Below are 20,561 nucleotides of genomic sequence, written 5' to 3'. Positions count from 1 at the left end.
GAAGACTGACGCTCCAGGCTATCGCCTCGCCAGGCCGGAGGACGGCCGCTACTTCGCCGCCGCGACCGGGGCGACCATGAGGATGGTGCGGCGCGGGTTGGCCGTCTGGGTGGGCAGGTCGACGACGTGCTCCCGCAGCTCCGGCGCCTGCAGCGTTTCGGCGCCCTCGAGGTGCATCAGCGTCGTGCGCCGGGGGTTGGCAATGTTGCGGAACGTCATCGTCGTCTTCATCTGCCGTGTGGACCTTTGCCGCTGGGGGCGCTGCCCGGAGGAGGCGCGCCGGTTGTCGGATTCGCTATCCCTGTAAAGCGCCAGGCTAAACATCCGATTCCCCACCGCGGCCGGGATGAGGCGGCGATCATGATGTGAGTTTGCTCACGAAGTTGACGACATAACGCTCATTAAAGACAGTTGATCATGGGATGCAAACCAGACAATACACCACTGAATCTCTCATTCCGCTCCCGATCATGGCGTCTGGGACACCCGGCACTCCCCGTACGCCAACCCCTTTCCACCCGATTTGACCGTGAACACGCTCCACGCCTTGTTACTCAGCCATCACACCGTGTCATCCAGGTCACAGCCCGGTACACGGGCCTTGTTGGAGATCCTCCACTGTGCTGGAATTCCACGCACCGCCGCGGGTTTCAGGCCCAACGCGCAGGGGCGCAACGCAGCGCCGAGTGGCGGCGGAAGGGGGAAGTACGCCGGTCACTCACGACCACCATGGGGCGCGTCCAGCGCCCCACGACGCCGACACCGTCCCGCCGGGCAACCGCGCGGAGGGACGCCTGGTCCAGAGGTTGCGACGCTAGTGCAGGGACGTTTCAAGAGGGATGGCATGGGGTCGCCCCAGCCCCGCCAGGGCCGAGGGGACACCCCGGCGGATCAGGAGCCGCGCGGCGGGAACGACCGCGGTTCCTCGCCCCAGCACGCCCAGAATCCCGGTGCGGCCGGAGACGGCGGCAACCGCGCGCAGCGCTCCGGCACGACGAGTTCCGGCAGTGTGGAGGCCTCGGCGCCCCCCAAGGCGGCCGGCCCCACCTCCGCCGGCTCACGCGTGGCCCTGCGTAACTGGCGCATCAGCACGCGTCTGGTCTCCCTGCTCGCTCTCCCCGTGGTCGCGGCGACCACCCTGGGCGGGCTGCGGATCAACGAGTCGATGAACGACATCGACCAGCTGGAGCACATGCAGCTGCTCACCAAGATGACCAAGAAGGCGACCGCGCTCGCCAACGCGCTCCAGGAGGAGCGCGACAGGTCGGCCGGCCCGCTGTCGACCGGCGTGAAGGCCACCGACTACAAGGTCACGCAGCCCCGTGAGCGCACGGACCGTGCCAAGGCCGCCTTCTTCGAGGCCACCGACGAGATCGGCAACTCCCCGGGCGACGCGGCGCTGGACAGCATCCACGCGAGCGTCAGCCAGATAGGCAACCAGCTGGGCAACATCACCAGCATCCGCAAGGACGCGTACGCCGGCGACAGCCCGAGTCTCAACACGGTCGACCAGTACAGCCAGCTGATCACCTCGCTGCTGAGCCTTTCGCAGGACATGGCGCAGGCCACCAGCAACCCCGAGATGATCAAGCGGACGCGTGCGCTGGCCGCCTTCTCCTCCTCGAAGGAGTACGCCTCCGTCGAGCGCGCCATCATCGCCGCGGCGCTGCCGGGCGGCGACGGCACCAAGGCGCACCTGAACGACAACGACCAGGCGTTCGGCCGCAACGCGCTCAACAAGGCGAGCACGACCCTCAAGACCTTCGAGACGACCTACGAGTCCACCGGCAGGAGCTCCGCCGAGCTGCTGGCCCCGCTGGACAACGGCAATCCCGAGATCACCGCCGCCGACATGTACGCGAAGAAGGTGCTCGACAGCCCTCTCGGCATGGAGGGCAGCGGCAAGACCCGTACGTACATGGACTGGTACGACCAGAGCTCCAACAAGATCCAGGCCATGAAGACCATCGAGGAGACGCTCCTCGGTGAGATGGAGAGCAAGGCCCGCGAGCTCCGTGACGAGTCGCGGCGCGACGCGATCCTCAACGGTGCGATCATCCTCATCGTCCTCGGTGTGTCGCTGGTCGGCGCCTTCGTCGTGGCACGGTCCATGATCCGCTCGCTGCGAAGGCTGCAGGAGACCGCGACCCGGGTCGCCCAGGACCGGCTGCCCGAGCTCGTCAGGCAGCTCTCCGAGACGGACCCGCAGGACGTCGACACCTCCGTCGAGTCGGTCGGTGTGCACTCCCGGGACGAGATCGGCCAGGTGGCCGCGGCCTTCGACGACGTGCACCGCGAGGCGGTCCGTCTGGCCGCCGAGCAGGCGCTGCTGCGAGGCAACGTCAACGCGATGTTCACCAACCTCTCGCGCCGCAGCCAGGGCCTCATCCAGCGCCAGCTCTCGCTCATCTCCGAGCTGGAGTCCCGCGAGGCCGACCCCGACCAGCTGTCCTCGCTCTTCAAGCTCGACCACCTCGCGACCCGTATGCGCCGTAACGGCGAGAACCTCCTCGTCCTCGCGGGCGAGGAGCCCGGCCGCCGCTGGACCCGGCCCGTGCCGCTGGTCGACGTGCTCCGCGCCGCCGCCTCCGAGGTGGAGCAGTACGAGCGCATCGAACTGGCCGCGGTGCCCGCCACCGAGGTCGCCGGCCGCGTCGTCAACGACCTCGTGCACCTCCTCGCAGAGCTGCTGGAGAACGCCACGTCGTTCTCCTCTCCGCAGACGAAGGTCCGCGTCACCGGCCACGCGCTGCCCGACGGCCGTGTGCTCGTCGAGATCCACGACACCGGCATCGGCCTCTCCCCCGAGGACCTGGCCGCGATCAACGAGCGGCTCGCCTCGCCGCCCACCGTGGACGTCTCGGTGTCCCGCCGCATGGGTCTGTTCGTGGTCGGCCGGCTGTCCCTGCGTCACGGCATCCGTATCCAGCTGCGGCCCTCCGACTCCGGCGGCACGACCGCGCTGGTCATGCTGCCCATGGAGGTCGCGCACGGTGGCAAGCTGCCGCCGAAGCCGGGCCAGCAGGGCAAGGGCCCGCAGGGCGGCGCCCCGGGCGGGCTCCTCGCCGGCGGTGGCGCTCCCGCCGCGGGCGGTCAGCGTCCCGGCCTCGACGGTTCCGCGTCGGCTCCCGCCAAGGGGCTGGGCGGGTCCGCCCCGCGCGGCCAGGTCGGTGCGGGCTCGGCTCCGCGGGCCGCGCTGCCCTCACGTGACGGCGGACCGCGTCAGCCGCAGCAGGGCAACCAGCAGGGCCCGGGCCAGCAGGGCCCCGGTCCGCTGGGCAACAGCCAGCAGGGTGCCGGTCTGCCCGGCAGGCCCGACGCCCCGCGTCAGGGCGGCGGCCTCGCCGGTGCCTTCGCCGGTGGTGCCCGTGCGGGAGCACGGCCCCCGCAGAACCCCTCGGCCGGTACGGACTCGGGGCGGCCCAACCTCTTCGGTCACTCCGGTGCGCCCACGCCCCGGACTCCGCAGCAGCAGCCCCAGGGCAACCAGGGCGGCCCCGGCCGTCAGCTGCCGCCCTCCGGCGGACCGCGGGCCGAGCTGCCCGGCGGCAACCCGCAGCCGCAGCGCCCGCAGAACACGAGCTGGGGCGTCGAGGAGCAGGGTGCTCCCCGGCGTACGCAGCCGGACGCTCCGCGTGGGCACGAGGAATACGACAACGGCCGGTTCGCCCGGCCGGGCACCTCCGGCCCGAACCAGTCGTTCAGCCCGCCGAACCAGCGTCCGCCGATGGACGACCGTCAGGGCCCCGGTGCCACCGCGGAGTTCGCCCGCCCGGACTTCTCGGCCCCGCAGGCGCCCCAGTTCCCGCAGGCCCCGGACCCGGCGAGCACCGCGCAGTTCGCCCGCCCCGACTTCAACGCCCCGATGCAGCAGGACCAGGGCTACGGTGCCCAGGCCCCGCAGCGCCCGCAGGCACCCGCACCGCGCCACCCCGACAACACCGACTTCGGCGCACCGCGTCCGCCCGCCCCCTTCGCGGGTGAGCCGCACCGCCCGGCGCTGCCGCAGCAGCCCGAGGCGCTGCCTCCGGCCGGTCCCGGTGACGGGCGTACGCCGCTGTTCGACAATCTGGAGACGAACTGGTTCCACGGTGCGCAGCAGGACGGCCAGATGCCGCCCGCTGCCGAGCCGCAGGCACCGGCCTCCTCTCAGCCCTTCGACGGCACCACGCCTCCGCCCATGCCGCAGCGTGGTGCGGCGGACACGGGCGCGACCAGTTCATGGCGCGCTTCGCCCAATGACGAACTCGTACGGCAGGCGGAGCGGGTCAAGAAGCCCGCCGCCGGCGGGATCACGACGTCCGGACTGCCCCGCCGTGTCCCACGTGCCAATTTGGTGCCGGGCACTGCTCAGCAGCAGAATCATCAGTCCGGACCTCAGGTTTCGCGTGCGCCGGATGACGTACGCGGCCGTCTGACCAATCTCCGCCGGGGCATCCAGCAGGGACGACAGGCCAACACCGGCCCGTCTACCGGCAGTTTCCAACTCGGCCCCACTCACCAGCAGGAGCGTTAGTTGAGCCCCATGAGTCAGGCCGCGCAGAATCTGAACTGGCTGATCACCAACTTCGTGGACAACACCCCAGGGGTGTCCCACACGGTGGTGGTCTCCGCGGATGGCCTGCTGCTGGCGATGTCCGAAGGTTTCCCGCGCGACCGCGCCGATCAGTTGGCGGCTGTCGCCTCCGGCCTGACGTCGCTGACCGCGGGTGCCTCCCGGATCTTCGAAGGCGGCGCCGTGAGCCAGACGGTCGTGGAGATGGAGAGAGGTTTCCTCTTCCTCATGTCCATCTCTGACGGATCTTCACTCGCCGTTCTCGCCCACCCGGACGCCGACATCGGTCTGGTCGGGTACGAGATGGCACTTCTCGTCGACCGCGCGGGGACCGTCCTCACCCCTGACCTCCGTGCCGAACTACAAGGAAGTCTGCTCCACTAGACGGCCATGCGGCAGCCAATTGACGCGATCCACCCAGGTACTACTCAAAACCCTCACCCGTCCGGCCGACACAGCTCCCCACCGGCCACCTTCAGACGGCAAGCCGACACCCTGCTGTCACGCCCGGAGGATTTATGACCCCGCCACCCGCCTCACCTGATCCGTACGGCGCCCTGCACCACGCCTCGTACGACGGTGAAGGCGACCAGCCGCTGGTCCGTCCCTATGCCATGACCGGCGGCCGGACCCGGCCGCGCTATCAGCTCGCGATAGAGGCACTGGTCAGCACCACAGCGGACCCCGCCCACCTGGGGACCCTGCTCCCCGAGCACCAGCGGATCTGCCACCTGTGCCGCGAGGTCAAGTCGGTGGCCGAGGTGTCGGCCCTGCTGTCCATGCCCCTGGGTGTGGCACGGATCCTCGTGGCGGACCTGGCGGAAGCCGGCATGGTGGCCATCCACCAGCCGGGCAACGGAGAGGCCGGCGGCGCGCCGGATGTGACACTGCTCGAAAGGGTGCTCAGTGGACTTCGCAAGCTCTAGCGGCGGTACGGGTACGGCCCGTGCCACCACCTCGGCGAAGATCGTGGTGGCAGGGGGCTTCGGCGTGGGTAAGACCACGTTCGTCGGTGCCGTTTCGGAGATCAATCCGCTGCGCACCGAAGCCGTGATGACGTCCGCGTCCGCGGGCATCGACGACCTGACCCACACCGGGGACAAGACCACCACCACGGTGGCCATGGACTTCGGACGCATCACCCTGGACCAGGACCTGATCCTCTACCTGTTCGGCACCCCCGGACAGGACCGCTTCTGGTTCATGTGGGACGACCTGGTCCGCGGCGCCATCGGCGCCGTCGTCCTCGTCGACACCCGCCGCCTCGCCGACTGCTTCCCCGCCGTCGACTACTTCGAGAACAGCGGCCTCCCCTTCGTCATCGCCCTCAACGGCTTCGACGGACACCAGCCCTACACACCCGAAGAAGTACGCGAAGCACTCCAGATCGGCCCCGACGCCCCGATCATCACGACGGACGCCCGGCACCGCGCGGACGCCAAGAGCGGCTTGATCACCCTGGTCGAGCACGCACTGATGGCCCGGCTGAAGTAGCCGCAAGTTCTTAGTGATCTACGGAAGTTGTTGTAGTCGCTCGGGGGCGGCCTGTGTCCTTTGACACGATCCGCCCCCGTGTTCATAACATTTCGACAGAGATCTGGGTCCTCATCGATACCCGACGCGCACGATCGGTACCGCTGCGCTCACATGAGCCTCGCCTTTTGGCGGGGCTCGCTCTTTATGCCCGTTTTATCGGACGCCCGTCTCGTTCCGAATCGCGCGCTCCGACTGTTTGGAACGCGCCCGGTCCGCGTGCTGCAATGCCTCGAACTACCCAGTGGTACAGCCCCTGAACGATAATCCGGCACAACGTAGGTGCCGACGCCGAGAGGTTGTTGGTCGAGTGAGGCGAAGCAACGAGGGCTCCGCGGCGCAGCCGGAGCGGGGCAACTTCACGCCGCCGCCGCGCGCTGCGGTGTCTCCGCCTGCGGGCACGTCGTCCGAGGCGGAACCGGCCGGTGGCAGCACCAGCCGGCTGACACCGCGCAACTGGCGGGTGCCCACCCGACTGAACGCGATTCTCCTGATCCCGGCGCTGGTCGGCCTGATCATGGGCGGCTTCCAGGTGAAGGGGTCGGTCGACACCTGGAACGAGGCCCAGGAGGCCGAGAAGACGGCTCTGGTCGTCCGCGCGGCCGCGGCGTACGGACAGGCGCTGCTCAACGAGCGTGACCTCACCGCTCAGCCCCTGCTGTCCAACAAGCGCACCGCCGCCGAGGTGGAGAAGGTGCGTGCCACCACGGACAGCGCCGCGTCGAAGTTCGACGCCGCCGTGCAGAACATGCCGGACAAGGAAGGCCTCCACCGCCGCCTGAAGCTGTTCAAGGTGGAGGAGCCGCTGCTCCCCGAGCTGCGCAAGGCCGCCTACGCCGAGGCGATGGACCCGGTGAAGACGGAAGAGGGCTACACCAAGGTCCAGCACTCGCTGATGGAGTTCTCCAACGAGCTCGGCCTGGGTACCGGCAACATCACCAGCTACGGCCGGACCGTGTACGCGATCGAGCTGGCCAAGGCCGCTGAATCGCTTCAGCGCTCCATAGGCATGCATCTGCTGGTGCGGCCGAGCCAGGAGGAGCGCAACTTCAACGGCCAGGTCACGGCGTTCAGCTCGTACAACTACCTGGAGCAGATCGCCATCGGTGAGTTCGTCTCCGGTGGCACGGAGGCCGACGCGGCCCGGCTCAAGGAAGTCATGGCCGGCAAGGCCGCCGAGGGAGCCAAGCAGCTGAAGGCCGCCGAGGCGCAGGCCAAGGCCGCGGGCAAGCCCTTCGTGGCGCCTCCGAGCATCGACGGTTCGGTCTTCGACGGGATGGCCCAGCAGATCGGCCAGGGCAAGCAGCCGGACGAGCTGAAGGCCAAGGGCATCACGCCCGAGACCTGGATGGCCGCCGCCACCGCGAAGTTCGACGGCTACACCACGGTCGAGAACGAGCTGGTGGACAAGGCCGTGGCCGAGGCGGCGCAGATCTCGACCGACGCCCGGAACGACGCCGTCGTCAACGCCGCCATCGTGATCATCGCGCTGCTGGCCGCCTTCATCATCGCCGGGCTCATGGCCCGCCAGATGAGTCGCTCCATGCGCCGGCTGCGTACCGCCGCCTTCGGCATCGCCGAGCAGCGGCTTCCGATGCTGGTCGACCAGTTGTCGCGGACCGAGCCGGGCCGGGTGGACACCCGGGTGCAGCCGATCCCGATCAACAGCCAGGACGAGATCGGCGAGGTCGCCCGCGCCTTCGACCAGGTGCACCGCGAGGCCGTCCGGCTCGCTGCCGAGCAGGCCATGCTGCGGGGCAACGTCAACGCGATCTTCACCAACCTGTCGCGCCGTAACCAGTCGCTCATCGAGGGTCAGCTGACCCTCATCACCGGCCTGGAGAACAACGAGGCCGACCCGGACCAGTTGGAGAGCCTCTTCAAGCTGGACCACCTGGCCACCCGTATGCGCCGTAACGGCGAGAACCTCCTCGTCCTCGCGGGCGAGGAGCCCGGCCGCCGCTGGAACCAGCCGGTGCCACTGGTCGACGTGCTGCGGGCCGCCTCCTCCGAGGTGGAGTCCTACGAGCGCATCGAGCTCACCGGTGTGCCGGAGAGCGAGATCCACGGCCAGGCCGTAACCGACCTCGTGCACCTGCTGGCCGAGCTGCTGGAGAACGCCACCACCTTCTCCTCGCCGCAGACCAAGGTCCGGGTCACCGCGACCCGGCTGCCCGACGGCCGCGTCATGGTCGAGATCCACGACAAGGGCATCGGCCTCACCGCCGAGGACTTCGCGGACATCAACCACAAGCTGGCCAACCCGCCGACCGTGGACGCCGCGGTGTCCCAGCGGATGGGCCTGTTCGTGGTCGGCCGGCTGGCCGACCGGCACGGGATCCGGGTCCAGCTGCGCCCCTCGGGCGAGCAGGCGGGGACCACGTCGCTGGTCATGCTGCCGGACGCGATCACCCATGGTGGCGGCGGCGAGGGTGTGCCGCAGGACGACTTCACCGTCTCCTCGATCATGCCCGAGCAGCAGCAAGAGCAGTCGTTCGAGCCGATGCCGCAGCAGGTTTCGATGCGTACGGCGGCGGAGCTCGGCTTCGACGACTCGCGCTACGAGACCTCGGTCGCGGACTCCCCGCAGCTGGACCCCGTCAACCGCTCGCTCATGCGCGAGGAGCGCCGGGCGGCGCTCGACGCGCAGTCGGGCGGCGAGCGTCCGCCGTACCAGGACGCCGGGGCCGGGCAGCAGCAGGCCTACTCGCCGGAGCAGTTCACGCAGGAGCAGTACGCCCAGGGACAGCAGGAGTACGCGCAGCCTGGTTACGAGGGCGGCTACGACCCGTACGCCGGCAACGGCTACCAGGATCCACAGCAGCAGAACGGCTACACGGACGCCTCGTACGCCGCTCCGGCCGGTCAGCAGGAGCAGTACGCCGACCAGTTCGCCCCCCGGAACGACAGCCCCCAGCAGGGCGAATGGGCGGAGCAGGGCAGCTACCAGGGGGCCTACGAGCCCTTGGCGCAGCCCGAGGCTGAATCTGTGCCGAGCGCTCCCGCCGAGACACAGGACCACGTAGGCTTCGACCGCCCCGGGCCCACCCCGAATCCCGGTCACGACCTGACCGAGGCGGGTCTCCCGCGTCGCGGTGCGGGCCAGCAGCACTGGCAGCCCAGCGGCCGCGGAAACGATCAGCCTGCCGCGCCGGCGCAGCGGCAGCGGCCTCAGCAGGACCAGTCGCAGGACCAGTCGCAGACGCAGCAGGCCGACGGGGACGGCCCCGACGACTGGCGTTCGGCGAACGACGAGCGCTGGGAGCGGGCCGAGAAGCTGCGGGATCCGAAGGCGGGCGGAATCACCCCTTCCGGCCTTCCCCGGCGCGTCCCCAAGGCCAATCTGATCGAGGGCACGGCGGAGCAGACCCAGCAGGGCGGCCCACAGGTCTCCCGCGCCCCCGAGGACGTGCGGGGCAGGTTGAGCAACCTGCGCCGTGGTGTCCTGCGGGGACGTACCGCGGGTTCGGAGACAAGTGATACCTACAACCAGGAGCGTTAGTGTGAGCCCGATGAGCCAGGCGGCGCAGAATCTGAACTGGTTGATCACCAACTTCGTGGACAACACCCCCGGGGTGTCGCACACGGTGGTGGTCTCCGCCGACGGACTCCTGCTGGCGATGTCCGAGGGTTTCCCACGTGACCGTGCCGATCAGCTGGCGGCTGTCGCCTCCGGTCTGACGTCGCTCACCGCGGGTGCCTCGCGGATCTTCGAGGGCGGCGCCGTGAATCAGACCGTTGTGGAGATGGAGCGAGGATTCCTCTTCATCATGTCCATCTCTGACGGATCTTCACTCGCCGTTCTCGCCCACCCGGATGCCGATATCGGTCTGGTTGGGTACGAAATGGCACTTCTCGTAGACCGTGCAGGAAGTGTTCTTACCCCAGATCTCCGTGCCGAACTCCAGGGAAGTCTTCTTAACTAATAGACAGACAGTGCGTTTCTCGTCACCGCGCCATAAGGTGCGGTGGCGCGGCACCACTGGGACGGCGACCGGTAGTCGGAGGAGGAAACGTGACAGCACCCACAGGCGGGCACCCGTACCAGGGCGGTCAGCAGGTTCCGGGTGAGCAGGGTGACAACCGTTTCGACATCCCCTCCGTGCCCGGCAGACAGGGCACGCAAGAGCCTTATCAGCCGTATCAGCCATACCCGCCCTACCAGCAGCCCCCGCAGGGCTCTCAGGGCGGCGACTGGCAGCAGCAGGGCCCGCAGGGCGGCGACTGGCGGCAGCAGCAGCCCCAGCAGCACTCACAGGGCGGCGACTGGCAGCAGGAGTCCGGGCCCGGGTGGCCGCAGCAGCCGCACTACCCGCAGCCGCAGCACGACCAGCAGCAGCCGCAGCGGTACGAGGCCCCGCCGTCGCGCATCCAGCCGGTCCAGCGACAGGCCCCGGAACCCGCGCAGCCCGCGGTACACAACCCGCTGGTCCGTCCGTACGCCATGACCGGCGGCCGGACACGACCGCGGTACCAGCTCGCCATCGAGGCGCTGGTCAGCACAACGGCCGATCCGTCCCGGCTGCAAGGGCAGCTGCCCGAGCACCAGCGGATCTGCCGGCTCTGCATCGAGATCAAGTCGGTGGCCGAGGTATCGGCCCTGCTCTCGATTCCTCTCGGCGTTACCCGGATCCTCGTCGCCGACCTGGCCGAGGCCGGACTCGTCGCTATCCATCAGCCCGGCGGCGACGAGACCGCCGGCGGCCAACCAGATGTGACACTGCTCGAAAGGGTGCTCAGTGGACTTCGCAAGCTCTAGCGGCGGAGCGGCCCGCTCCACTACCTCGGCGAAGATCGTGGTGGCAGGGGGCTTCGGCGTGGGTAAGACCACGTTTGTCGGTGCCGTTTCGGAGATCAATCCGCTGCGCACCGAAGCCGTGATGACGTCCGCGTCCGCGGGCATCGACGACCTGACTCACACCGGGGACAAGACCACCACCACGGTGGCCATGGACTTCGGACGCATCACCCTGGACCAGGACCTGATCCTCTACCTGTTCGGCACCCCCGGACAGGACCGCTTCTGGTTCATGTGGGACGACCTGGTCCGCGGCGCCATCGGCGCCGTCGTCCTCGTCGACACCCGCCGCCTCGCCGACTGCTTCCCCGCCGTCGACTACTTCGAGAACAGCGGCCTCCCCTTCGTCATCGCCCTCAACGGCTTCGACGGACACCAGGCCTACACTCCCGACGAAGTACGCGAAGCACTCCAGATCGGCCCGGACACCCCGATCCTGACGACGGACGCCCGGCACCGGGCGGACGCCAAGAGCGCGCTGATCACCCTGGTCGAGCACGCACTGATGGCTCGCCTGCGCTGATCCCGCCGCCGCACGACGAAGGCCCCGTACTCCTCGGAAGGAGTACGGGGCCTTCGTCCGTACGGGGCCGGAACGGCCTCAGCAGCCGTTCTCAGCCCTGCCAGCTGTGCGGGGCACGGAAGCCGGGGGTGCGCTCCAGGCGGCGCCATCCGGCGGTGCTGCGGCCTCGGTGGGCGGGTGCGTCGGGCTGGGCGGCCGCGCGGGCGAGCAGAACCGCGGTGATGGCGGCGAGCTCCTCGGGGCCGGCCTGGCCCTTCTCGACACGCAGGACCGACTCGGCGGGAGTGATGCTCATGGATGGTCTCCGTCTTCTGGGCAGGTGGTCGGAACGCGGGCGGGGGCCGCCGCTGCGGCCGCGACTACTGCGGAGGGTTGCCGTGCTTGCGGGACGGCAGGTCGGCGTGCTTGTTGCGGAGCATCGCGAGCGAGGCGATCAGTACCTCGCGGGTCTCGGCGGGGTCGATGACGTCGTCGACCAGGCCGCGCTCGGCCGCGTAGTAGGGGTGCATCAGCTCCGCCTTGTACTCCTTGACCATGCGCGCCCGCATGGCTTCGGAGTCCTCGGCGTCGGCGATCTGACGGCGGAAGATGACGTTGGCGGCGCCCTCGGCGCCCATCACCGCGATCTCGTTGGTGGGCCACGCGTAGGTGAGGTCGGCGCCGATGGACTGGCTGTCCATGACGATGTACGCGCCTCCGTAGGCCTTGCGCAGGATCAGCGAGATCCTCGGCACGGTGGCGTTGCAGTACGCGTAGAGCAGCTTCGCGCCGTGCCGGATGATCCCACCGTGCTCCTGATCGACGCCGGGCAGGAAGCCGGGTACGTCCAGCAGAGTGACGAGGGGAATGTTGAACGCATCACACATCTGGACGAATCGCGCGGCCTTCTCGGACGCCTCGATGTCCAGGACGCCGGCCAGCGACTGCGGCTGGTTGGCCACGATGCCGACGACCTGGCCGTCGAGCCGGGCCAGGGCGCAGACGATGTTGCGGGCCCAGCGCTCGTGGACCTCCAGGAAGTCGCCGTCGTCGACGAGCTCCTCGATGACCTTGTGCATGTCGTACGGACGGTTGCCGTCGGCCGGGACCAGGTCCAGGAGGACGTCGCCGCGCCGGTCGGCGGGGTCGTCGCTCGGTACGACCGGCGGGTTCTCCCGGTTGTTCGAGGGCAGCATCCCGATCAGGTAGCGGACCTCGGCGATGCAGGTCTCCTCGTCGTCGTACGCGAAGTGCGCGACGCCCGAGGTCTCGGCGTGCACGTCGGCGCCGCCGAGGCCGTTCTGCGTGATCTCCTCGCCGGTGACCGCCTTGACGACGTCCGGTCCGGTGATGAACATCTGCGAGGTCTCGCGGACCATGAAGACGAAGTCGGTCAGCGCCGGGCTGTACGCCGCGCCACCGGCGCACGGGCCGAGCATCACGCTGATCTGCGGGATGACACCGGAGGCGCGGGTGTTGCGCTGGAAGATCCCGCCGTATCCGGCGAGCGCGCTGACGCCCTCCTGGATACGGGCTCCGGCGCCGTCGTTCAGCGAGACCAGCGGGGCGCCGGCCGAGATGGCCATGTCCATGATCTTGTGGATCTTCGTGGCGTGGGCCTCGCCCAGCGCCCCGCCGAAGATCCGGAAGTCGTGCGCGTAGACGAAGACCGTCCGGCCGTCGACCGTGCCCCAGCCGGTGATGACACCGTCGGTGTACGGCTTCTTCGCCTCCAGGCCGAAGCCGGTCGCCCGGTGCCGGCGCAGCTGCTCGACCTCCTTGAACGATCCCTCGTCCAGCAGCAGCTCGATGCGCTCGCGGGCCGTCAGCTTGCCCTTGGCGTGCTGCGCCTCGGTCGCCCGGTCGCTCGGTCCACGCCGGGCCTGCTCGCGCAGTGCCAGCAGTTCGGCCACCCGGCCACGCGTGTCACTCGGCTCGCCCGGGATTTCGTCCACAACGGTCATACGTCGACCCTACGAACCCGACCGCACAAACCCTGCCGTCCACACCGGACAGTCTCCTGCCCCGTTTCCTGGTGGCACCTGACAGAAGTCCTGCACCATGCAGCCCATCCGCCAGCTCACGCGGCTTCCGCGTTGTAGGGCTCCGACAAAGCGGAATGTGTGTCTCCCGCCACACACCGGCCCACACGCCACGCCGCGGATCCACCGGGGCGGGCGACCGGACGCACCACAATGGCAGGGGGTCACCCCCCAGGATCACATCCCCCGCGGTCCCCGTCCGGCCGCCCTGGGGTGACCGGGCGCCCTCAGGGCCTCCGTTCGCGTTCAGTTCCTGTTCACTCCGCGCAGCCGGCGCTCGACCAGGCGTGGCCAAAACGCGTCCGGCGGCGTCGAGTTGTGAAGAACGCCGACATTCTGAGAGCGCTCTCAGACATAAGTCTTGACGGCCACCGAAGGCGTCGCGAGAGTGGTGCGCACCGCAGACGCCCCCCACTGCTCCACCTCCCCGCACCACACGTGACCCCTGTCTGCGACCCCCACACCTCGGGAGTTCCTTCGTGATTTCGCGCAGAATGTTCCTGACGGGCGCCGCCGCCTCCGCGACGGCGCTCACCTACCCCCTCTGGGGCAGCGCCCTGAGCCCGCGTGCGTCGGCCGCTGCCGAGACCTGTGAACTGGCGCTCGAGAACAAGTCGTTGCCGGGCACGGTCCACGCGTACGTCACCGGCCACGAGCAGGGCACGGACCGCTGGGTGCTCCTGCGCCCTGACGGCAGTGTCTACCGCCCCGACTCCCCCGGCGCCCCGCAGACCCCCCTGCCGGTGGACTGCGCCATCCCGCTGAAGGCCGCCGGCGCCGGGCCCGTCACCCTGACCCTGCCGCAGATGTACGGCGCGAGGGTCTACTTCGTACGGGACGACAAGCTGGACTTCTACCTCAACCCGGGGCCGTCCCTGGTCGAGCCGGCCTTCGCGACGCCCACCGACCCGAACTACGGCAGGACCTGGTCGTTCTGCGAGTTCACCTTCAACCCGCAACAGCTGTACGCGAACATCAGCTACGTCGACCTGGTGACGGCGCTGCCGATCGGGCTGACCCTGGAGGGCGACGCCACGCACACGGTGGCCCCGCTCCCGGACGGCGCGGTCCAGCGCATAGCCGACGACCTCACGGCCCAGGCCGCCGCCGACGGGCAGCCCTGGGACAAGCTGGTCACCCGTGGTGACGACGGGCAGGTCCTTCGGGTCGTCTCGCCGCAGAACCTGATGGCACCGTTCTTCGACCGGCCGAACGAGATGCCGTTCCGCGATCTGTTCACCGCACAGATCGACGAGGTCTGGGAGAAGTACCGCTCCACCGACCTGAAGATCGACCTGCAGGGCGGCCGGGGCGCGCTGGCGGGCCGCGTCAGCGGGGACACGCTGACCTTCGAGGGCGGGCACACGTTCGTCAAGCCGACGTCGAAGGACATCTTCACCTGCAACCACGGCCCCTTCACCAACAACCCGGGTGACTCCGACGAGAAGAAGGCGCTGCTGGCCAGGATCGCGGCGGGCTTCAACCGCTCGATCATGCTCAGCCACCCGCAGCAGCCCAACGGCACCACGGTGGCGGACTACTACAAGGGCGGGGTGACGAACCACTGGTCCCGCGTCGTCCACGCCAACTCCCCGATCGGCTACGCGTTCCCCTACGACGACGTACGCCCGGACGGCGAGCCGGACGTGTCGGGGGCGGCGCACGACGGCAACCCGCGGCGCTTCACGGTGAGCGTCGGCTCCTGACACGCCCCCACGATCCGCCCCGTCGGCCGCTTTCCGCGGCAGGCGGGGCGGATCACTGCCGGAACGGCGGCTCCTGACGCCGGGAGCACGCGCGGACGCCCGACGCGTCGGGTGACGTCCCGGGGCGCTCCGACCGGCACCACGCCCCGCGTCCCCGCTCAGCCGGCTGCCGTCAGTGCCGCGCGCGCGGCATCGAGGATCTCCTCGGAGACCGGGGAGCCCTTGGTGGCTCGGGCCAGGACGAGTGCGCCGAGCATGGTGCACAGCCGGGTGAGGCCTTCCTGGTCCTCGGTTGCCAGCCACTCGGCGAAGTCGCCCACCCCCTCGGTGTACACGCGGCGTGCCTCGCGCGCTCCGGATTCGCGCGCCATGTCGGTGGCGAGTGCGGCAGCGGGGCACCCGTCCGCCGCGCTGTCGCGGTGCCCGACGGACAGGTAGGTCTCGATCAGCGCCTGCTGGGCGTCGCCGCGCCGTCCGCCGTACTGCTCGAGTCCGTCGTCGCGGAGCCGGGTGAGCTCGCCGAACGCATGGGCGGTGGCTTCGTCGACGAGCGCCTCCTTGGAGGCGAACTGCTTGTAGAAGCCACCGTGGGTCAGACCGGACGCCTTCATGAGGTCGGCGACGCTGACGTGGGTGCCCTGCTCCCGGAACAGCCGGGAGGCGGTCTCCACCACGCGTCGGCGGTTCTCCTCCGCCTGCGCCTGCGATACGCGGCCCATCAGCCACCTCCCAGTTTGATGTCGATCACAATCTATTCTAGGGTGAATTTTAGATTACAGGCAACATCTAATTGGGTGCCTCGGGCGCCCACCACGCCGGGAGCAGACATGGAACTGAAGGACGCGGTCGCTGTGGTCACGGGCGCCAACCGGGGGCTCGGGCGTCATCTGGCCGCCCAGCTCGTGGAGCGCGGGGCGAAGGTGTACGCGGCGGCCCGCCGCCCCGAGACGGTGGACCTGCCGGGCGTCGTCCCGCTGCGCCTGGACGTCACGGACGAGGAGTCGATCCGGGCCGCGGCCCGCCTCGCGTCCGACGCGACCCTGCTGGTGAACAACGCCGGCATCTCCACCGCCACACCGCTGATCGCGGGCGGCCTGGACGCGGTGCGCCTGGAGATGGAGACGAACTTCTACGGCCCGCTCGCCGTGACGCGGGCGTTCGCCCCCGTCATCGAGAAGAACGGCGGCGGCGCGGTGCTCAACGTGCTGTCCGTCCTGTCCTGGCTGCACCCGGCCGGCCTCGGGTCCTACGCCGCGGCCAAGGCCGCGGCATGGGCACTGACCAATGCGGCCCGGGAGGAACTGGCGCCCCACGGCATCACCGTCTCGGCACTGCACGTCGGCTACATGGACACCGAGATGGCCGCGGGAGTTCCCGCCGATCAGAAGGCCGCTCCCGCCGACGTCGCGGCACAGGCCCTGGACGGCGTCGAGAAGGGCCTGCCCGAGATCCTCGCCGACGAGACCACCCAGTACGTCAAGCAGCGCCTGGCCGCTTCGCCGAACACGGCGTGAGGCACACACCGCCGCACCGGCGGTGGATCCCCGGGAGTGCCCTTGGCCCGGGGGAAGCTCAGGATCGACAGGGGTCCGGTCCCTTCGAGGACGGGAAACGGAGACGACAGTGAAGACCTTCATGATCGAGCGCTACGGTGACAAGGCCGGAATGCGCGCCGGTGAGATGCCCGACCCCCGGGTGGGCGCCGACGACGTCCTGGTCCGGATCCACGCGGCGAGCATCAACCCGCTGGACCTCAAGCTCCGCGACGGGGACTTCAAGGCGATCCTGCCGTACCGTCTCCCGCTCGTCCTGGGCAACGACCTCGCGGGTGTGGTGATCCAGGCGGGACCGGGCGTCACGCGCTTCGCGGTGGGCGACGAGGTCTACGCGCGGCCCGACAAGAACCGCATCGGCACGTTCGCCGAACTCATCGCCGTCCACCAGGACGACGTCGCCGTCAAACCGGCCACGCTCACCATGGAGGAGGCCGCGTCCCTTCCGCTGGTCGCTCTGACCTCATGGCAGGCGCTGGTGGAGCGGGCTCAGGTGCAGCCGGGCCAGAAGGTCCTGATCCACGCGGGCGCCGGCGGAGTCGGCAGCATCGCCGTCCAGTTGGCGAAGCAGCTGGGCGCGCACGTGGCCACCACCGCGAGTACGGCCAAGGTCGGCCTGGTGGAGGAGCTCGGCGCGGACGTCGTCATCGACTACCGGAAGCAGGCTTTCGAAACGGTCCTCGACGGCTACGACGTCGTCCTGGACACCATCGGCGGCGAGACGCTCGAGAAGTCCCTGAAGGTGCTCAAGCCCGGCGGGAAGGTCATCAGCATCGCAGGCCCTCCGGACCCGGCCTTCGCCCGTGAGATGGGCGCGAACGCGATCCTCCGGCTGGCCGTGGGCGCGCTGAGCTTCAGGACCCGGCGCCGCGCCGGGCGCCGCGACGTGACGTACTCGTTCCTGTTCATGAGGGCCGACGGCGACCGGTTGGGCGGACTCGCGGCGCTCGTCGACGCCGGGAAGATCCGGCCGGTCGTCGACCGCGTCTTCCCGTTCGAGGAGACCCGGGAGGCCGTGGAGTACGTCGAGAAGGGCCGCGTGAAGGCCGGCAAGGTCGTCGTCGCGATGAGGTGAGGGCAGGCCCGCCGCGAACGGCTGGTGGCGAGGGCGCGGCGGCTGTCGGCCTCCTGGTGAAGCCGAGGCTGCCGCGGGCCCGTCCTCACGAGCCCCTGTGGACCCGCGCGACCGCCACGGCACGCGGCGGAAAGCCCCTCGACGTCAAGACCCACCGGCTCGCGCGTCCGGGCGCTTGACCCTCCAGCGGCTGGAGGGTCCAGGATCTCGCCCATGGAAGACGAACGCCCCGACGTACTCACCATCGGCCAGCTCGCGCACCGCACCGGACTTCGGGTGCGCACCCTGCGCTTCTGGTCCGACGAGGGCGCGGTGCCGCCCGTGGCCCGCTCGGCGAGCGGCTACCGGCTGTACGACGCCGAGTCCGTGGCCCGCGTCGAGCTGGTCCGCACCCTGCGTGAGCTGGGCCTCGGGCTCGACGACGTGTGCCGCGTGCTGAGCGGCCGCACCACGGTCGCCGAGGTCGCCGACGCGCACGTGGCCGCGCTCGACGCGCAGATCCGCTCCCTCAAGGTGAGCCGGGCCGTCCTGTCCACCGTATCGAAGCGTGGTTCGACCGCTGAGGAGACAGCACTGATGAACCGGTTGGCACGGCTTTCCGCCGCTGAACGCAAGCAGATCATCGAGGAGTTCAAGGAGGAGGTGTTCGGCGGTCTCGACATGGACCCCCGCCTGCGTGACCGCATGCGCGCCTTCAGCGTAGAACTGCCCGACGACCCCGCACCCGAGCAGGTCGACGCCTGGATCGAACTGGCCGAGCTGGTGCGGGACCCCGGCTTCCGCGCCCGGATGCGCACATGGATGGAGCTCAACACGCCCGTACCGGGGCAGGTTCGTCCCCCCGGGGCGTCCATCTGGTGGGCCAGGCAGGTCGTGCAGACCGTCGCGGAGGTCAGAGAACGCGGCATCGCCCCTGAGGGCCCGGCAGCGGCCGACGTGCTGACCGAGCTGTTCGGCGACGCCGACCGGGCCGCCGTGCTGTCGTCCCTGGAGGCCGGGATCGAGGCAGGGGCGGAGCGCTACCGCAGGCTCGTCGCCCGCGTGCGCGGGCAGTATGCGTCTCCCGACGCGACCGAGGAGCTGGAGTGGCTGGCGCGAGCCCTGCGTGCGGCGGATCGCCCCTGACCGGCGCGTCGGAGGCGGATGACGACGTCCCGGCCTCGGCTTGCACGGCATTCTCGTGTTCCCGCCGAACCCACGGGTCCACCCACCTGTGCCAGGCCGGTGGACCCGTGGGTTCAGGCTGAAGGGCTTTCGGTTTCCTGGCACTCACGGGAATCCCGCCGTCCGCAACACCTCATGAAATACGATCGCCACAGGTGGACCACCGCTTGGCCGGGTGTCGCACAGGCGACCACCTGTGCGACACCGCCCCGGGGCGGACGTGGAGGCGTCCCGTCGTCAGAGCCGTCGAGTGCCCGCGCCGGGCCATCCAGCAGGCCCACGACGCCGCTTCCCCTACCCGGTAAGGAACCACGCCATGGCCACCCCGCGCGTCTTCCCCCTGGAACCCACCCCGATCCATGTGTCCGACGAGGTCCTCGATGACCTGCGCGCCCGTCTCGCATCGACCCGTCCGCCGCTGGACGAAGGGAACGAAGACTGGTCCTACGGCGTCCCTGACAGCTATCTCCGTGAGCTGGTCGCCTACTGGCGGGACGGCTACGACTGGCGCAAGGCCGAGGCGGCCATCAACGCCTACGAGCACTATCAGGTGAGCGTCGCCGGTGTCCCGGTGCACTTCATGCGCAAGCCCGGCCGCGGCCCCCGCCCGATCCCGTTGATCCTCACCCACGGCTGGCCGTGGACGTTCTGGCACTGGTCGAAGGTGATCGACCCGCTCGCCGACCCGGCCGCGTTCGGCGGTGACCCCGCCGACGCGTTCGACGTCATCGTGCCGTCCCTGCCCGGCTTCGGCTTCCCCGGCCCGCTCACCGGCTTCGCGGACGTCAACTTCTGGAAGGTCTCCGACCTCTGGCACACCCTGATGACCGAGACCCTGGGATACGAGAAATACGCCGCCGGGGGCTGCGACATCGGCGGGATCGTCTCCAGCCAGCTCGGCCACAAGTACGCCGACGAGCTGTACGGCATCCACATCGGCTCCGGGCTGCCGCTCAATTTCTTCACCGGCCCCCGTGCCTGGGACTTCGCCCGGAACCGGCCCCTCACCGACGACCAGCCCGCCGATGTCCGCGCCCGCATCATCGAGCTGGACCACCGCTCGGCGTCCCACCTCAACGTGCACATGCTCGACGGCGCCACCCTGGCCCACGGGCTGAGCGACTCACCCGCCGGACTGCTCGCCTGGCTGCTGGAGCGCTGGAATGCCTGGAGCGACAACGGCGGCGACGTCGAGTCCGTCTTCACCAAGGACGACCTGCTCACCCACGCCACGATCTACTGGGTGAACAACTCCATCGCCACGTCGATGCGTTACTACGCCAATGCCAACCGCTACCCCTGGGCCCCCGCCCACGACCGCACTCCGGTCGTACAGGCCCCGGTCGGCCTCACCTTCGTCACGTACGAGAACCCGCCCGGCATCCACAGCGCGGACGAGCGCGTCCAGGCGTTCAGGGCCGGCCCGCAGGCCGATTGGTTCAACCACGTCAACGTCAACGCCCATGACCACGGCGGCCACTTCATTCCCTGGGAGAACCCCGACGCCTGGGTGAGCGACCTGCGCCGCACCTTTCACACCCGCAGGCCCTGAACGTGTCTGTGCGGTGCACGCCTCGGTAGCAGGTGATTCGGCCCCACTTCAGCAACTGATGGGGTAACACCCGAACGACCC

Annotated in this window: 17 protein-coding genes; 13 read left to right on the top strand and 4 right to left on the bottom strand. The window is 69.7% G+C overall.

Annotation, left to right across the window (positions count from 1 at the left end; translation table 11 throughout):
• Positions 1 to 48: 48 nt before the first annotated feature.
• On the bottom strand, positions 49 to 231 hold the full coding sequence (locus tag ACFYQ5_RS06720) for a hypothetical protein (RefSeq protein ID WP_389194085.1): 183 nt from the start codon (positions 229 to 231) through the stop codon (positions 49 to 51).
• Between the two features lie 613 nt (positions 232 to 844).
• On the opposite strand from ACFYQ5_RS06720, the gene ACFYQ5_RS06715 reads away from it, so the two are divergent.
• The 8 genes from ACFYQ5_RS06715 (at position 845) to ACFYQ5_RS06680 (ending at position 11,409) form a co-directional block, all read left to right on the top strand.
• Entirely contained in the window at positions 845 to 4,516 is a 3,672-nt protein-coding gene (locus tag ACFYQ5_RS06715; RefSeq protein ID WP_389194082.1) for a nitrate- and nitrite sensing domain-containing protein, read from the top strand.
• Positions 4,517 to 4,525: 9 nt separating this feature from the next.
• Positions 4,526 to 4,939, top strand: coding sequence for a roadblock/LC7 domain-containing protein (locus tag ACFYQ5_RS06710; RefSeq protein ID WP_006127850.1), 414 nt, complete (start codon positions 4,526 to 4,528; stop codon positions 4,937 to 4,939).
• A gap of 134 nt (positions 4,940 to 5,073) precedes the next feature.
• On the top strand, positions 5,074 to 5,481 hold the full coding sequence (locus ACFYQ5_RS06705) for a DUF742 domain-containing protein (protein WP_003966010.1): 408 nt from the start codon (positions 5,074 to 5,076) through the stop codon (positions 5,479 to 5,481).
• Positions 5,462 to 6,049 carry an ATP/GTP-binding protein gene (locus ACFYQ5_RS06700; protein ID WP_389194079.1) on the top strand — a complete coding sequence of 196 codons (588 nt, stop codon included), beginning with the start codon at positions 5,462 to 5,464 and terminating at the stop codon, positions 6,047 to 6,049. The genes ACFYQ5_RS06705 and ACFYQ5_RS06700 overlap by 20 nt, the downstream gene beginning before the upstream one ends.
• Positions 6,050 to 6,398: 349 nt before the next feature.
• A complete protein-coding gene (locus ACFYQ5_RS06695) occupies positions 6,399 to 9,590 on the top strand; it encodes a nitrate- and nitrite sensing domain-containing protein (RefSeq protein WP_389194076.1) in 3,192 nt (1,063 codons plus the stop codon).
• 10 nt (positions 9,591 to 9,600) lie between these two features.
• Positions 9,601 to 10,014, top strand: a complete 414-nt coding sequence (locus tag ACFYQ5_RS06690; RefSeq protein ID WP_006127847.1) for a roadblock/LC7 domain-containing protein — start codon at positions 9,601 to 9,603, stop codon at positions 10,012 to 10,014.
• Positions 10,015 to 10,103: 89 nt separating this feature from the next.
• A complete protein-coding gene (locus tag ACFYQ5_RS06685; protein WP_389194072.1) occupies positions 10,104 to 10,847 on the top strand; it encodes a DUF742 domain-containing protein in 744 nt (247 codons plus the stop codon).
• Positions 10,828 to 11,409, top strand: a complete 582-nt coding sequence (locus ACFYQ5_RS06680) for an ATP/GTP-binding protein (RefSeq protein WP_356332557.1) — start codon at positions 10,828 to 10,830, stop codon at positions 11,407 to 11,409. The genes ACFYQ5_RS06685 and ACFYQ5_RS06680 overlap by 20 nt, the downstream gene beginning before the upstream one ends.
• Before the next feature lie 91 nt (positions 11,410 to 11,500).
• Here ACFYQ5_RS06680 and ACFYQ5_RS06675 read toward each other — a convergent pair whose 3' ends face one another.
• Together ACFYQ5_RS06675 and ACFYQ5_RS06670 are read right to left on the bottom strand one after the other, a co-directional pair.
• A complete protein-coding gene (locus ACFYQ5_RS06675; RefSeq protein WP_389194069.1) occupies positions 11,501 to 11,704 on the bottom strand; it encodes an acyl-CoA carboxylase subunit epsilon in 204 nt (67 codons plus the stop codon).
• A 64-nt stretch (positions 11,705 to 11,768) separates the two neighbouring features.
• On the bottom strand, positions 11,769 to 13,352 hold the full coding sequence (locus ACFYQ5_RS06670) for an acyl-CoA carboxylase subunit beta (RefSeq protein ID WP_389194066.1): 1,584 nt from the start codon (positions 13,350 to 13,352) through the stop codon (positions 11,769 to 11,771).
• A gap of 572 nt (positions 13,353 to 13,924) precedes the next feature.
• Here ACFYQ5_RS06670 and ACFYQ5_RS06665 point away from each other — a divergent pair.
• The gene (locus ACFYQ5_RS06665; protein ID WP_389194256.1) at positions 13,925 to 15,136 is read left to right on the top strand and encodes a glycoside hydrolase family 64 protein; all 1,212 of its coding nucleotides are present in this window, start codon (positions 13,925 to 13,927) and stop codon (positions 15,134 to 15,136) included.
• Between the two features lie 158 nt (positions 15,137 to 15,294).
• Here ACFYQ5_RS06665 and ACFYQ5_RS06660 read toward each other — a convergent pair whose 3' ends face one another.
• A complete protein-coding gene (locus tag ACFYQ5_RS06660) occupies positions 15,295 to 15,855 on the bottom strand; it encodes a TetR/AcrR family transcriptional regulator (protein ID WP_389194063.1) in 561 nt (186 codons plus the stop codon).
• A gap of 108 nt (positions 15,856 to 15,963) precedes the next feature.
• Here ACFYQ5_RS06660 and ACFYQ5_RS06655 point away from each other — a divergent pair, with 108 nt between their 5' ends.
• From ACFYQ5_RS06655 to ACFYQ5_RS06640, 4 genes are all read left to right on the top strand, one after another.
• A complete protein-coding gene (locus tag ACFYQ5_RS06655) occupies positions 15,964 to 16,650 on the top strand; it encodes an SDR family oxidoreductase (RefSeq protein WP_389194060.1) in 687 nt (228 codons plus the stop codon).
• Between the two features lie 109 nt (positions 16,651 to 16,759).
• Entirely contained in the window at positions 16,760 to 17,764 is a 1,005-nt protein-coding gene (locus ACFYQ5_RS06650) for an NADP-dependent oxidoreductase (protein ID WP_389194056.1), read from the top strand.
• Between the two features lie 213 nt (positions 17,765 to 17,977).
• Entirely contained in the window at positions 17,978 to 18,889 is a 912-nt protein-coding gene (locus ACFYQ5_RS06645; RefSeq protein ID WP_389194053.1) for a MerR family transcriptional regulator, read from the top strand.
• Between the two features lie 355 nt (positions 18,890 to 19,244).
• Positions 19,245 to 20,480 carry an epoxide hydrolase family protein gene (locus ACFYQ5_RS06640; protein ID WP_389194050.1) on the top strand — a complete coding sequence of 412 codons (1,236 nt, stop codon included), beginning with the start codon at positions 19,245 to 19,247 and terminating at the stop codon, positions 20,478 to 20,480.
• The last annotated feature ends 81 nt before the right edge of the window (positions 20,481 to 20,561 follow it).

Origin of the sequence: Streptomyces sp. NPDC005794, from assembly GCF_042871445.1 — a bacterium.
GTDB lineage: Bacteria > Actinomycetota > Actinomycetes > Streptomycetales > Streptomycetaceae > Streptomyces.
This window is presented reverse-complemented; position numbering and strand designations above follow the sequence as displayed.

Coding starts and splice junctions, on each gene's coding strand:
- ACFYQ5_RS06720 (WP_389194085.1), bottom strand. CDS start 231: ATGAAGACGACGATGACGTTCCGCAACATTGCCAACCCCCGGCGCACG.
- ACFYQ5_RS06715 (WP_389194082.1), top strand. CDS start 845: ATGGGGTCGCCCCAGCCCCGCCAGGGCCGAGGGGACACCCCGGCGGAT.
- ACFYQ5_RS06710 (WP_006127850.1), top strand. CDS start 4,526: ATGAGTCAGGCCGCGCAGAATCTGAACTGGCTGATCACCAACTTCGTG.
- ACFYQ5_RS06705 (WP_003966010.1), top strand. CDS start 5,074: ATGACCCCGCCACCCGCCTCACCTGATCCGTACGGCGCCCTGCACCAC.
- ACFYQ5_RS06690 (WP_006127847.1), top strand. CDS start 9,601: ATGAGCCAGGCGGCGCAGAATCTGAACTGGTTGATCACCAACTTCGTG.
- ACFYQ5_RS06675 (WP_389194069.1), bottom strand. CDS start 11,704: ATGAGCATCACTCCCGCCGAGTCGGTCCTGCGTGTCGAGAAGGGCCAG.
- ACFYQ5_RS06670 (WP_389194066.1), bottom strand. CDS start 13,352: ATGACCGTTGTGGACGAAATCCCGGGCGAGCCGAGTGACACGCGTGGC.
- ACFYQ5_RS06665 (WP_389194256.1), top strand. CDS start 13,925: ATGTTCCTGACGGGCGCCGCCGCCTCCGCGACGGCGCTCACCTACCCC.
- ACFYQ5_RS06660 (WP_389194063.1), bottom strand. CDS start 15,855: ATGGGCCGCGTATCGCAGGCGCAGGCGGAGGAGAACCGCCGACGCGTG.
- ACFYQ5_RS06655 (WP_389194060.1), top strand. CDS start 15,964: ATGGAACTGAAGGACGCGGTCGCTGTGGTCACGGGCGCCAACCGGGGG.
- ACFYQ5_RS06645 (WP_389194053.1), top strand. CDS start 17,978: ATGGAAGACGAACGCCCCGACGTACTCACCATCGGCCAGCTCGCGCAC.
- ACFYQ5_RS06640 (WP_389194050.1), top strand. CDS start 19,245: ATGGCCACCCCGCGCGTCTTCCCCCTGGAACCCACCCCGATCCATGTG.